The organism is Thiohalomonas denitrificans, assembly GCF_016841685.1.
GTDB classification, from domain to species: Bacteria; Pseudomonadota; Gammaproteobacteria; order Thiohalomonadales; family Thiohalomonadaceae; genus Thiohalomonas; species Thiohalomonas denitrificans_A.
Map to the genome: position 1 here is coordinate 1 of NZ_JAENYR010000035.1, position 12,092 is coordinate 12,092.

Genomic DNA, 12,092 nt, shown 5'->3' on the forward strand with positions numbered 1-12,092 from the left:
AGCAGGAGATTACTTCGTCGCCGGGGCTCCTCGTAATGACAGCGGGGGCAAGTTCTTCAGGAGGAGCCCCAGCGACGCGGCAATCTGGGGTTTTGGGAGCAGGAGATTACTTCGTCGCCGGGCTCCTCGCAATGACAGCGGGGGGAAGTTCATCAGGAGGAGCCCCAAGCGACGTGGCAATCTCAAGGTTCAGAGATTATTACGTCGCCGGGGCTCCTCGTGATGTGGGCAACTGCCAAATCGCCCCAACCCTGCGGCAAGCGTTCCGAACTTGTCGGCACCGTTCTCCAAGGCACAGCGAATGACCACCGAAATCCTCAAGCAAACGCAAACGTGATCGAGAAACGCAACGCCATTGCCGAAGTGATGCGCCGGGCCGCAGTGCTGCCACTCGGGCATGCCCTGGAGGTGCGGAGCTATAAACGCGATCGGGGCTTCATGCTGGTGCGAGAGGGAGAGGCGGACTACCGCCTCATCGAAGAAGGCTTCGAGCAGGCCCGCGTCTGCGTGCGCTGTGAAGACCTCAAGAGGCTGCTAAAGACGGTCGTAAAGCGCGAGTTCCCCCGCAGCAATAAGCTTCGCATCTACGAGACGGGAGAATTCCGCGAGTGGGTCTCGCGCAAGGTGCTCTGATCGACCACCGTTTATTTGCTGCGCAAAACTCTTTGATTTCGGTATTCAAAGTGCTTTGAAATCGGCTATTCCGGTTCGTTTGTCAATGGTAACCAGCAGTTCGCAGTACGCTTCCTCGCGCGCCCCGCTCCCGCCGCCACAGGTCAAGCACTCAATAATCTGTGCAAAAAACACTCCCACCTTGGCGTAGATATGCTGCGCATCGCCGGTGACTTCATTGATGATGACGCCGAGATCACTCTCATCAAGATGGTTGCCCGTTTCCACGGCATGAGCGATCGGCAGCACATCACTGCGCAGTTGCTCCAGCTCCGACTTGAGCACGGCAGAGAAACGCTCCGTACCCCAGCTATCGATGCTCGCTAGTAATATCGCCATAAAAGCATGCTCAATCTGTTTCACTCCGACTCCACAATTCCTGCACCGTTTCCTGCGCCTCTACCTCCAGAGGCGCCGCAGCCGGGCCGAATCGCCGGTATTGGACGAGGAGCCGCCGGACCGATTCCTCCGTACCCCACTCCTCCTGCTGCGCCACGTGCACGAATTCGTGGGCGAGCAGTTTCAGATCATCCACCGCCCGCGGTTTTATTGCAATCAGGTGACCTATGGTGAGCGCGAAAAAGCGGCAGGTTCCCAGCCCGTAACGCCGGGCCTCGGCCTGCAGAGCCGGATCCTGCGGCAGCGGAAAATGCTCCAGCACCACCACCCGCACCGCCTCCGTTTCTTTAACACCCAGTGAGGCCGCCAACTGCCGCTCCCGGTGGTTCAGCGCCCGGCCCCGCGAGTAAAAACGCTCCTGCAACTCGCGGTACCACGCCACTGCGGCCGGTAGCAGTTCGGCCACTACCGGTCGAGTGTCTTCCGACGCGGCGGCCGGAACCCGCCCCGTTGCCGCCCGATCGCCGGCGCAGCCGTGAACCCCCAGCGCCAGGAACAACCCTATCGTCGCGAAAAATCGGGCCACGAAAGCACCATTGGCGACTGTCCGTCCCCTTAGGATAGCTGCATCAGGTTCGGCGCCAGCCAGGACGGTGCCCCCATTTATTGGATGCGACCATCCGAGGTCTGAGCCTCCTGCCCTGCTCCCACTTCGGCGCGGGTCACCAGGAGTATGGGAGGGATCACCCATTAGCCGTCTCCGCCTGCCACTCCTTACCCGGTGTGGTGGGACCGGAGGCTGCGGTCGGGCCGCCTCTGGAGGGCATTGCAAAACCCGGCCGCCATTGATCCGCTTACCGCCATGCCGGACCTAAAAGAACGCACAGGGCCGCTATCGATAGTACCGCTCATCTCGAAACGCTGGAGTACGCTGATGAGACCCCGGGCAGAGGTGAGGTAGCCGTTCGCCCTGGTACAGGATTCGCACGTGCGTGCTAGCGTGACCATGCGCGTCCGGCCAGGTGGATGCGGCGCTTCGAAGGCACCCAAAAACGTGACATCGCTCAACGTCTTACAGTGAAGAGCCGGGTAAAAGTGTCCTTGAAATATCTACCTTCCGAAGGACAATGGCCTCCAGCCATAACCGACCTTGCCACGTGTTGGTGCGGGGTATTTTTCTCTCTCTTCTCCTGATCCTGAGCGGCTGCTCCGGGCTATTACCCCGGATTCAGGATGCGGCCGTAGATGCAGCCAGAGATCCTTGGACATGGGTCCCGCTGGCGGGGGCGGGTGCAATTGCCCTCACCGGAACCGACCACGAAATATCCGACTGGGCAGAAGCCCGGACACCGCTATACGGTTCAAATGAGAATGCCTTGGAAGCTAGCGACACCTTCCGCGAGGCTTCGCGTGCCAGTGCACAGCTGACTCTCTTGGTTGCGAGCAAACGGGGCGATGGTCATTGGCTTAAGGAGAAAAGCATCGATGCGGCCGGGGGCTTCGCCGGTGTTATGGCGGCAAAGGACTTGACCGGTATGCTCAAGCGAACCACGCAACGTCCACGTCCGGATGGTTCCAACGACGAGAGTTTTCCCTCGGCCCATGCGACTGATGCCTTCGCCAACGCTACCGTAGCCCGTTACTTTGCGAATGGCCTACCACTCGGGAAACCGGTACGCGGTGGCGTCAAATGGGCGACATCCGGCTTTGCCGTTGCGACAGCCTGGGCCCGTGTGGAAGGGGGGGTGCACTATCCCACGGATGTTCTGGTTGGCGCGGCTATAGCCAACTTCAGCTCGAGATTTTTTCTCGGATTGACAGAGGAACCCCGGAGCTGGTGGTTCAAGCCAAGGAGGGACGGCGATGCGATCATTATAGAAATGGAGAAGGAGTTTTAATGCCGAGGAGCTGCTGGTCGACCGCCAAAGCAGTTGGTCACATCGGGGGCGCTGTGAAAGCGGGGGAAGTGAGCTCCCGCAGTGTGCGGGACGCTAGCAGTCCATGATGGTTATTGAATGCAGGGTTGGAGGCGACCTGACCCACAGCCTTTTTTTCCTTAATAGATTCTTTGAGCCTGACGAATGGCTACCGGGTTCGATAACTGTAATGGCAGGCAATGCAATAGCTGGTCACCTTCTGCAAGGCACCGTATGCACCGGTCAAGTCACCATTTTGCGCAACTTGCGAAAACTCTGTTGCCGCTTCATGCATGCCCCAGCCGATATTTCTCATCTCGACCGGCATAAATCTACCCGGACCCATTCCACTGCCGCGATGTTTTCCCATGGAGGTCTTGCCCATTTTGTTTTCTGCGACATCGGCAGCCGCTTCGAGATCATTAGCCGCAAGGTAACCCATGATTTCGTTCAATGTCGAAAGGTGATCCAACATGTCTTGACGCATTAATTGACGTGCCTCTTCCGGCATTGATACCAGTTGACGAAAATCGCCCGATTCCTCCTCGCCTGCGGCTTGCTGCGCAAACAGAAGTATTGCTACCGCTAGTACCCCTACTGTTCTTGGCATGGCGTTATTCCCACATCAAAAATTGATTAAAACGCACCACTCACCTTCGGTGGGCCATCTTCACGGGCCCGTCCATCATTCTACTCCTCCCCGCCGGCTTTCGCGTCCAGAGATTATCGCGTTCAGCACCACATCTGTAATTTCCGACGAATGCACTAAGGAACCGAAGCGATGGAAACAATGATCCGGAGCGCAGCCAATCTCTGAGCAAGTTTTTTACCGCCGGGCTTTGGCGCACTCGGCCTGGTCTCCATCGACACATTGGCGTAGGTGGCTTTGCTCTAGCTGAGCACTTATCCGGTTGGTTGCCGCAGCAATCCAGCAGCCGAAGGGGGGGATTGGTGACAGGTGCCTTGTCGGATCATCATCCGTGGATCGTGGCTGCGACCGCTGCTCGGCAAGAACCGCCGAAGACCGCGCAAAAGCCACACGAACAGGGTAGGGGGGGTCTACCATCCTTCCAATCCTAAGAATGATAAGCCCTCTTCCATTCAGTGAGTCAGACAGAACAAGGGGGTCGGTGACGGTTCCCATGTATCGTGGCCTTTTGCCACCGACCCCCTCGCTTATGGGACCTTCCAGCTAGGCTGGCTTCCGCTTGCGGCGTGCGCCCAAAAATGCGGCCAGGAAACCGCCCACCAGCAGCGCCAGCGTAGAAGGTTCGGAAACACTCACCGGTTCCCTCTCACTAACCGTAATGCGAGCCAGCTCATAGCCCTCGGAACTGAAGTCGGCATTGGTAAACCGCGGATCGTCGACGATACCGCCGTCGCCCGGTTCCATCAAACCCGGATGCGGTTCAACGACGCCGTTTTCATCAGTCCCGGTATCAGGCACCGTTTGCCCCAGTAACGCCGTCTCCTCAGGAACCTCCGAATTCACTTCAGTACCCGCGTCCCAAACGTCGCTTCCTTTTACAACGAAATCGGTGCCGGTGAATTTACCTTCATCATCGAAGATAGAATAAGCCTTCGGGTCATCATTGGAGATGAAGGCATCATTGCTCGGCACGACCATAGCGGCATAACTGAAGTATCGCTGAGCCTCACTGTCGTTCAGTAAGAAGCCCATGGAAAGACTTTCACCTGGGCCAATCGCTGCAGGCAGTGTCCCTTGCACGCCATTGGGCGTCGTTGCGGCGAACGCATCCATGGCGGGACCGGTATCGCCATCTTCAGCCAGGCGTTCCAATGCTTCGGATGCAGGATCCCCAAAGTCAAAGAGATCGAAATCTCCACCATGAAATCCTGACCAAAGCGGAGTAAGGGTGGCCCCTTGATCGGGAGCGAGGTTGTCTACCTGCACCATTATCTGAGTAGCCGATGCGTTCGAAGCCACCGCCAGGCCGGTCAATAGGATGGAGGCCGAAAGCAAGCCACCACGGGTCTTCCTGAAAGGTATATTGTTAAGACGCATAACTCCTCCTTGAGTCACAGCTCTTCTGAGGCGAATGCCTCGGGGGCAAGTGTACTCGACCGCTTCTGCTCCTTCGATCAGGACTTTTACGGATAATAAAGCATCGTCGTCATGAGGTAGGTAGAGTAAAAGGCAGGCGCTGCCTTCTACTCTACCCTTTTGACCTCTTTTTGCCTTTCAGGGGAAAAGCTCAGGTCAGGGATTCAAACCGACAGCAGTCTTCCGCCCTCATCGACGTGTACGCGTTCGGCGTATAGATGATGTGGTCGACCAAAGGCAAATCGAGCGTCCGGCCCGCCTCGATGACCTTCTTCGTAAAAGCAATATCGGCATCCGAGACTTTCAACGACCCACTGGGATGATTGTGGGCGAGGATGATTTTCGCCGCGCCAAGCATCAGCGCGTTCCTAAATATGATTTTGGCATCTCCATGCCCTGAAGACTGGGTACCCGACGAAATGACTTTGTAGCCGACTACGTCGTTGGAGACATTCAGCACCAGCATCACAAGATGCTCTTGATCGTCATCCAGGTGGGAATAGATGGCCGTCAAAAGCTGATAGACCTCATCGGGACGGTCGGCATTAGGCTTGCCTTCCGGATCTGCGATGTGTTCTGGAGACCGCTTCAGCGTGACGGTTTTGATCCGACGCTCATAAACGGTGGCAATACCGTTCAGATCCCGCATGGGTGCTTCCCACCTGTAGTTCCCGAAAAGATCATCATGCCTGACTTGCGGAACACTGCAAAGTTTAACGTCCTCCTGCATCGGCATGGCTTCCTCTAACCTTGAGGCAGGCCGGTCGGGGCAAAACCGAAAATGCTCGGTTGGGAGCCCGACCCGGCGCGTTTGATTCATTCCGCCCCCATTATTCCTTCCCTTGCGGCTTGAGGTGGAGTCAGCAGGAATACTGCGATGGTCGTCCCTACCCTCAGGCACCCAGCCTCAGGCGACTGCCAGACCCAACCCCTTTTTTTGGGGTGCAGCAGGGTCAGGTCTTTCCTTTGTCATGCAGCAGGGTCAGGTCTTTCCTTTTGCATTCCTCGCACGACTGATTATCCGACTGACATAGGAGTAGTGCAGCCCGAAATGGTCCCCGATTTCCTTCATGCTGTATCCGCCGCTCGCGTAAGCAGCCACTAACGCAGAATCTCGGCCGGGGAAATGCTTGGCATAATGGTGCAGCGGTTTGGGTAGCGTGCGCCGCTGCTTCTGTGGGATTTCGCTCAGATCTTTATTGTTATCCAGCCGCGCCTGCATTTTCTCCACGAACGTCTCGGAGCCCAAATAGACCTGGCCCTTTAGCTGTTCCCAGGGACTCGGCTGATTTCTACCCTGGGCCACGAACTCGCGGTAGCGCTCCATGGCTCGCACCCTCTGCCGTGCAAAAGATCCGAGGAGCCAGTCGGTGTGCAGCCAGCTGGCTGCCCTGCTTTGACCGGCGGTCGCCCGATAACTGCTCCACGGCCAACCCTTTGCGCTCCTCACGATCCGGGCCCGGACTGGGTTGAGGACGATATAGCGCGCCAGCTCCAGCAAATACGCCTCCTTCTGCACGAGGACAGCCTTGTACCGCCCCTGGAAGACATGGCCCACCCGACCGTGCTTGCGGTTGAACCTTTGGGTGTAAACGCCGTTGAGCTGCCGCATGCCCTTTGACAGGTTGCCGTTCGGCGTCTCCACAAGCAAGTGGTAGTGATTGTCCATCAGGCAGTAGGCATGCACCACCCAACTGAAGCGCTCGCACACTTCACCAAGGATGCCAAGGAACAGGCGCCGGTCTTCATCATCCCGATAGATATCCTCCTGACCATCTCCCCGCGAGGTCACATGGTACAGGGCACCTGCAAATTCAATTCGAAGCGGTCGCGCCATAGCCAAACCATACCCGAAAGGAATGCAACAGGAAAGACCTGACCCCTATTTTTGAAAGGAATGCAACAGGAAAGACCTGACCCCTATTTTTGACCCCTATTTTCACGTTGTTTTGTTCTGGGGACTGACTTGATCCACGGCCAATTCGAGGTAATCAGCAAACCGATCTTAAAGGTCAGTCGCCCGGAATACGTATCTTCTTCCCGTTATCACCCAAACAGACGAAAGTCACATGGGTGGAGAAGACATTCTCTTCCTGACCGGTCTCGATATCATCGGCAAAGACATTTACCGTGTACCGAATGGAGGTACTCTTCTGCTCCGCCTTTTCGATGACAAAGCGGAGTATCGTCCCCTTGCTGACCCCCCTGCGAAACTCCACCCGATCCATACCGATGGTGACGAACTTACAGCCCGGGTGTTCGAGGCTGGCGGCTATCCACGCGTACTCGTCGACCCACTTGAGCATATTGCCGCCAAAAAGATAACCGTAGTGGTTGAGGTGTTCAGGGAGGACCAGTTTGTATTGTTCCATGGCGGGCTCGGTCAATAAGATGGTTCAATAGGACCAGGTTGCGAAATTCGGTTCTTGGTATTTGCACGGCCCTTGACCGTTTACTGGTTCCCGGTATCCAGCAGACGTTCGAAACGCTCTTCTGAAAAGCCGTTCAGCCGCTGGCCGCCCACCAGAAAAATCGGCACCCCCGACCCGTTCATGCGACGGTAGTCCCGCTTGCCTCTTGCCGATTTCTCCACATCATACTCCGTGTACGAAATGCTGTTACGGCCAAGATAGGCACGCGCCTTTTTGCAGATACCGCACCATTCGGTTCCGTACATGACCACCTTTGGTTGACCTGCAGCCTCCTTCAGCTTGGGGTCCGATGAAGCCGGAACGGGTGGCGCACGGTAGCCGTTCAGAGGCCCGACCTCCACTGCGCTTGCTCCGGGCCCGGGCTTGTCGCCGAAGTGGGTGACGCCATTAGCATCCGTCCAGCGGTAGAGGTTTCCGGCCCCGGCCGCACCGCTGGCCAGCAGCAACACCAATGCCAGAATGCCTCCGTTCGCGCCCGTCCGGCGTCTCGATAGCTTCCGATCCATCCCAGTCACTCCTACCCCCTCCGAGACTTCTTACCGGCTTATTTTCGCACCACCTAAAGCCGGGGAATCTCTCATGTTCTTCCATTATCATCGTCATGCCGCTCAACCCATCGACGCGCGATGCCCTATCCCTGCCAACTCCGTGGCCTCTCACTGTACTGCACCTTTTCCCTCGCGGCGAGTTTTGCGCAATTGTTGGGATCACCCCCAACCCGAGGGAAAGGTTTCGACGACCCACTGGGCACCCGGCTCGTCCGTAGTCCTCTCATTGTTCAAGGCGTAGCGGATGACAAACGGGAAACCGAAGGTGCTAACGTGATCGAAAAGGCAACGCAGTCACCGAAGTGATGCACCGAGCCGCGGTGCTGCCGCGTGGCCATGCCTTGGAGGTGCGGAGCTACAAGCGAAACCGAGGCTTCGTGCTGGTCCGCGAGGGAGAGGCGAACTATCGCCTCATCGAGAAGGCTTCGAGCAGGCCCGCGTCTGCGTAGGCTGCGAGGACCTGAAACAGCTGCTAAAAACGTAGGTGAAGCACGAGTTCTCCCGCAGCAACACGCTGCGCATCCATGAGACCGGCGAATTCCGCGAGGGGCCCCGCGCAAAGTGTTCTGAACGACCACCATTTACTTTCAACGCCTCCTTTCATTTCCCGCCATCAAAGCGCTTTGAAACCCGCCTTCCCGTTTCGCTTGTCAATAGTAACCAGCAATTCGGAGTACGCTTCGCCGCTACTACCGCTGCAGGTCACGCACTCGACAAACTGTGTGAAAAGCACTCTTACCCGGGCGTAGATATGCTGTGCATCTGTTACTTCATTGATAATAAATGCAAGATGAAAGACCTGACCCCGTCTTGGCGCTCGGATCAACAACGGCAGCGTCGTATTCTGTAATCCAATTCTCTAACTCTGCTGGGCAAATCCACATATCCGTTCGGATCTGTGGCTTCCCATGTAGTCAAACGATTTGCACCTAACCGCCAAAACGTTACTGCCCATCATTGTCCGGTCCGACCGGAGTAGCACTAAATCAACTCCCTTTCGGCCAGGCTGACAAAGCCTCCGTCTCCAATGACGATCGCATCTCGGAGTTCGATATTCAGAACAGCACCCTTTTCCTTCAGGTTCCTCGCTCCCTTGATGTCCGCATCAGAAGGTTCCGGTGAACCAAGCGGATGATTATGAAGGATAATGATCTTAGAAGCTTGAACGAGCACCGCGCCCCGCAGTATCTCGACCGGATCGGCTATCGCATAGGTCTGCGTACCTATGGAGACGACTTCGAAGGAAATGATTTCGTATTTGTCGGTGAGGTGGAGGCAGACAACCTTTTCCCTTACGTCATTTTCCATTTCCTTGAACAGCCGATAGGCTTGTTCGGCTGACTCCAACGCTTCGTGGAGAAGGTCATCATCAACCCGCTTGCGCTCGAAACTAAGCTTTAATCTCTTAATCTGCCCCATTGTTTTCTTCTCAGCGGAAAGGAAAAGCGCAGCCGACGATATTCGCTTCGGGCTTGGCATTCGGCTGGACTGTAGTGTTCAATATTGGGTGTCCACTACTATACATACCGGGGTCTTGGATATATAGCACCGGCGAGGCTACTCCGCTTTCTCGTGGGGCACGCTCGTAATCGGGACAGGTCTGCGACGAAGATGCTTCATTGCAAGAACCGACGCCTTCCTTCGAGGGCTGCGGGGCGGCTAATGGGTGTCCCCGGAATTCGGACATGCACTGTTCTCCGGGAATGCGCTGACCCGGCGCTTCGAACGCGGGGAAACGCTTCTCCCTGCGGAGCTGCGCGTCGTCGATACCTTCGCCGAGCGTTCGCGCTTGGCGGACATCAGCTGGTTCATGCGCTGCCTGAACGAGGAGATCGCCCGCAAGGCGAATAAGGAAGATAGCCGTACCGACCGTTTCTGGGAGGGCCGATTCGATGAACTTAAGTTACTCTGACTCGATTTATCCGACACATTCGATGTACATGATTCTTGTCTTTGCGGCCATACACATGCTCCGCGAAACGTTGCGCCAGTTACCGCCCGGAACGCTTTCTAAGGTCACTCAAGACCCCGCTGTCGAAGAAGCTGTAGTACTTCCCGGTTCCGATGATCACGTGGTCGATAAGGTTCAAGCCCATTTCCTGGGACAGGTTGACCAGTCTTTGGGTGAAGTGAATATCGGCCTGGCTTGGGTTCGGGTCGCCGGATGGGTGGTTGTGAACCACGATAGCGGAGGCGGCGTTGACCATGATAGAGGTGCGGAAGACTTCCATTGGCCGGGCGTGAATGGCGTTGAGGGAGCCGATAGCCACCACCTCGAAGCAGACTACCCTGTTTTTAGTGTCGAGGTTGATGGTGATGAACTTCTCTTTGGTTTCGTTCTGAAGGTCGCTGAACAGCTGGTACACCTGCGAGGAGCTACCCGCGTCCCCCCCGATGACGTCGCTCTCGACTTCTGTGATCTTGTACTTCAGTTCGACTTCCCGTAAATAGGCCATTGATTTCCCTGTTATTGTCTCGGGGCGTGCGTCCGTCCATCGATTCACGCCTTGCTCGCTTAACCCCTAATGTATCAAGCTGGAAAGCTTAAGGCGAGGACGGGTTATGGGCGGTTGGACCCGGGGCAAGCCATAGGCTCTGCAGAGGTAAGCACTCGCCTCCCGGATGAGTTGGGCGATGAGGGCAAGGGTTTCCGCGGTGGGGTGGTCGGGGTCGTCCGCTAGTACCCAGGCCAAGGCCTCGGCCTTGAGGAGACTGGGTGTCCATGTAAAATAAACATTTGGTAGAAGACGGATCAGTTACGATCTTCGGCTATTTTTCGGAGCTTCGCTTCGTACTCAGAAATGGAATGGTCTGAAAAGCTCGAAGAAAGTGCCTTTGGACTTAGGCGCTTGAAAGCTCCAATAAACTTTCCCCAAACCACGTGCTTAACTCTTTCCCACGCTGCGGCAGATCCGATTTTCAGTCGCGCGGCGTGCGCTTGGCCTTTCACAAAACGGAAGTCGCCCGCATGTTGGAATCCGGCGTACCCCTTGTCGAGCAAACTGTGCACGGGCTTATTAAGCCATCCTAGAAGCGGAATTGTCGGAAGGGCCAGAAGGATTCCACGCGTTAGGCTACTTAAGGGGACCAACGGCACACCATCGGCGCCATTCACGATCCGATAAACTGGTGTCTTAACAGCATCCGACCACTCCGCTGTGCCCACGCGCGGACTTCCGAACGTGTAGCACGCCGCAACCAGGAACTCTTTTTCCAGATTACAGGCGGCCACTGTGGCCAACGCGCCCCCCAATGAGTGCCCCGTCACAAACAACCGGTCGAGTTGGTCATTTTGCTGCAATTCGCGCAAATCCGAAACGATATCCTTGCGAATGCCCTCGTAAGCCATCGCAAACCCCTGATGTGCTCGGCCGGTCGGTGTATTGTAAAATCGAGCGTTGAGATCGGTAAGAATATCTTTACGATCTTTCTCCGTCCCTCTAAAGGCGAGCACAGTGAATGAATCGGGACGCCGCGCGATAAAAGCTTGTGTGCCGGTATTTGGTTCATCATAAATGCTATGAAGCATAAGTCCTGCATCCGCGAGCCTAGCGGTAAAGTCGGCTCGAACTTCCGCTTGCGATTCGAACTTTGTATAGGCCAGCTCCGACAACGCCGCCATTAACCACGCAGTCCGATCCGAATAGGCAGCGCGCTTGAGCGGCGGCTTTAATAGCTCTTCAGCCCCGTCAAACGGTGCTGGAACGCCCGTCTTCCTTTGTTGCAGGGCAACGACGTAGTATTCCCCCTCCTGCGTATCAATCTTCACAGCACCCGACTCGCGGGCGCTATCAACATAGCCGCCTATTGTCTGCGCGTTGCTACTGTCACTCATTTCCTTGCCCCTGTGGTTAGCAAACGGCAAGGCATTAGTTCACCCGCTTCGCCTGCCGTCCCGATAGTCTCTTGTTGCCGTCCCCGAAACTTCTAGTGATAGGTATACTGTCCCTGTGGGGTCCCCCTATTGTCTCCGGGCGTGCGTCCGTCCATCGATTCACGTCTTGCTCGCTTAACCCCTAATGTATCAAGCTGGAAAGCTTAAGACGAGAACGGGTTATGGCGGTTGTACCCGGGGCAAGCCATAGGCTCTGCAGAGGTAAACACTCGCCTCCCGGATGAG

At 56.3% G+C, this 12,092-nt stretch carries 14 protein-coding genes; 3 read left to right on the plus strand and 11 right to left on the minus strand.

The window, feature by feature from the left end:
• The first annotated feature begins 333 nt into the window (after positions 1-333).
• On the plus strand, positions 334-633 hold the full coding sequence (locus Q7L05_RS09200) for a hypothetical protein (protein WP_303905207.1): 300 nt from the start codon (positions 334-336) through the stop codon (positions 631-633).
• A 45-nt stretch (positions 634-678) separates the two neighbouring features.
• On the opposite strand, the gene Q7L05_RS09205 is transcribed toward Q7L05_RS09200, so the two are convergent.
• A complete protein-coding gene (locus Q7L05_RS09205; protein WP_303905210.1) occupies positions 679-1,035 on the minus strand; it encodes a hypothetical protein in 357 nt (118 codons plus the stop codon).
• Positions 1,022-1,597, minus strand: coding sequence for an eCIS core domain-containing protein (locus tag Q7L05_RS09210; protein WP_303905213.1), 576 nt, complete (start codon positions 1,595-1,597; stop codon positions 1,022-1,024). Before Q7L05_RS09210 ends, Q7L05_RS09205 begins: the two co-directional genes overlap by 14 nt.
• A 541-nt stretch (positions 1,598-2,138) precedes the next feature.
• Here Q7L05_RS09210 and Q7L05_RS09215 point away from each other — a divergent pair.
• Complete coding sequence (locus tag Q7L05_RS09215; protein WP_303905216.1) at positions 2,139-2,909, plus strand: phosphatase PAP2 family protein; 771 nt, start codon at positions 2,139-2,141, stop codon at positions 2,907-2,909.
• A 187-nt stretch (positions 2,910-3,096) separates the two neighbouring features.
• Here the strand turns inward: Q7L05_RS09215 and Q7L05_RS09220 are convergent, their stop codons facing one another.
• The 7 genes from Q7L05_RS09220 to Q7L05_RS09250 all read right to left on the minus strand — a co-directional run bounded on the left by Q7L05_RS09220 (position 3,097) and on the right by Q7L05_RS09250 (position 9,391).
• Complete coding sequence (locus Q7L05_RS09220) at positions 3,097-3,537, minus strand: hypothetical protein (RefSeq protein ID WP_303905218.1); 441 nt, start codon at positions 3,535-3,537, stop codon at positions 3,097-3,099.
• A 582-nt stretch (positions 3,538-4,119) separates the two neighbouring features.
• Complete coding sequence (locus tag Q7L05_RS09225; protein WP_303905221.1) at positions 4,120-4,953, minus strand: spondin domain-containing protein; 834 nt, start codon at positions 4,951-4,953, stop codon at positions 4,120-4,122.
• Between the two features lie 190 nt (positions 4,954-5,143).
• Positions 5,144-5,641, minus strand: a complete 498-nt coding sequence (locus Q7L05_RS09230; RefSeq protein ID WP_303905224.1) for a JAB domain-containing protein — start codon at positions 5,639-5,641, stop codon at positions 5,144-5,146.
• Between the two features lie 333 nt (positions 5,642-5,974).
• Positions 5,975-6,829, minus strand: a complete 855-nt coding sequence (locus tag Q7L05_RS09235; RefSeq protein ID WP_303905228.1) for an REP-associated tyrosine transposase — start codon at positions 6,827-6,829, stop codon at positions 5,975-5,977.
• A gap of 175 nt (positions 6,830-7,004) precedes the next feature.
• Positions 7,005-7,364, minus strand: a complete 360-nt coding sequence (locus Q7L05_RS09240) for an acyl-CoA thioesterase (RefSeq protein WP_303905232.1) — start codon at positions 7,362-7,364, stop codon at positions 7,005-7,007.
• A gap of 80 nt (positions 7,365-7,444) precedes the next feature.
• Positions 7,445-7,930 (minus strand): DUF4124 domain-containing protein, encoded by a 486-nt coding sequence (locus Q7L05_RS09245; protein ID WP_303905235.1) that lies wholly within the window; start codon positions 7,928-7,930, stop codon positions 7,445-7,447.
• A gap of 1,023 nt (positions 7,931-8,953) precedes the next feature.
• The gene (locus tag Q7L05_RS09250) at positions 8,954-9,391 is read right to left on the minus strand and encodes a JAB domain-containing protein (RefSeq protein ID WP_303905236.1); all 438 of its coding nucleotides are present in this window, start codon (positions 9,389-9,391) and stop codon (positions 8,954-8,956) included.
• A 247-nt stretch (positions 9,392-9,638) separates the two neighbouring features.
• Between Q7L05_RS09250 and Q7L05_RS09255 the strand changes: the two genes are divergently transcribed.
• Entirely contained in the window at positions 9,639-9,884 is a 246-nt protein-coding gene (locus Q7L05_RS09255) for a hypothetical protein (protein ID WP_411293331.1), read from the plus strand.
• Positions 9,885-9,963: 79 nt separating this feature from the next.
• On the opposite strand, the gene Q7L05_RS09260 is transcribed toward Q7L05_RS09255, so the two are convergent.
• Both Q7L05_RS09260 and Q7L05_RS09265 read right to left on the minus strand, forming a co-directional pair.
• A complete protein-coding gene (locus Q7L05_RS09260; RefSeq protein ID WP_303905239.1) occupies positions 9,964-10,428 on the minus strand; it encodes a JAB domain-containing protein in 465 nt (154 codons plus the stop codon).
• Positions 10,429-10,724: 296 nt separating this feature from the next.
• Positions 10,725-11,807: a lipase family protein gene (locus Q7L05_RS09265; RefSeq protein ID WP_303905242.1), complete on the minus strand. Its 1,083-nt coding sequence runs from the start codon at positions 11,805-11,807 to the stop codon at positions 10,725-10,727.
• Positions 11,808-12,092: the final 285 nt, after the last annotated feature.

What these genes read in the sequence shown, in the direction of transcription:
- Q7L05_RS09215 (WP_303905216.1), top strand. Translation starts at nt 2,139, where the DNA reads ATGGCCTCCAGCCATAACCGACCTTGCCACGTGTTGGTGCGGGGTATT.
- Q7L05_RS09220 (WP_303905218.1), bottom strand. Translation starts at nt 3,537, where the DNA reads ATGCCAAGAACAGTAGGGGTACTAGCGGTAGCAATACTTCTGTTTGCG.
- Q7L05_RS09225 (WP_303905221.1), bottom strand. Translation starts at nt 4,953, where the DNA reads ATGCGTCTTAACAATATACCTTTCAGGAAGACCCGTGGTGGCTTGCTT.
- Q7L05_RS09230 (WP_303905224.1), bottom strand. Translation starts at nt 5,641, where the DNA reads ATGCGGGATCTGAACGGTATTGCCACCGTTTATGAGCGTCGGATCAAA.
- Q7L05_RS09235 (WP_303905228.1), bottom strand. Translation starts at nt 6,829, where the DNA reads ATGGCGCGACCGCTTCGAATTGAATTTGCAGGTGCCCTGTACCATGTG.
- Q7L05_RS09240 (WP_303905232.1), bottom strand. Translation starts at nt 7,364, where the DNA reads ATGGAACAATACAAACTGGTCCTCCCTGAACACCTCAACCACTACGGT.
- Q7L05_RS09245 (WP_303905235.1), bottom strand. Translation starts at nt 7,930, where the DNA reads ATGGATCGGAAGCTATCGAGACGCCGGACGGGCGCGAACGGAGGCATT.
- Q7L05_RS09250 (WP_303905236.1), bottom strand. Translation starts at nt 9,391, where the DNA reads ATGGGGCAGATTAAGAGATTAAAGCTTAGTTTCGAGCGCAAGCGGGTT.
- Q7L05_RS09260 (WP_303905239.1), bottom strand. Translation starts at nt 10,428, where the DNA reads ATGGCCTATTTACGGGAAGTCGAACTGAAGTACAAGATCACAGAAGTC.
- Q7L05_RS09265 (WP_303905242.1), bottom strand. Translation starts at nt 11,807, where the DNA reads ATGAGTGACAGTAGCAACGCGCAGACAATAGGCGGCTATGTTGATAGC.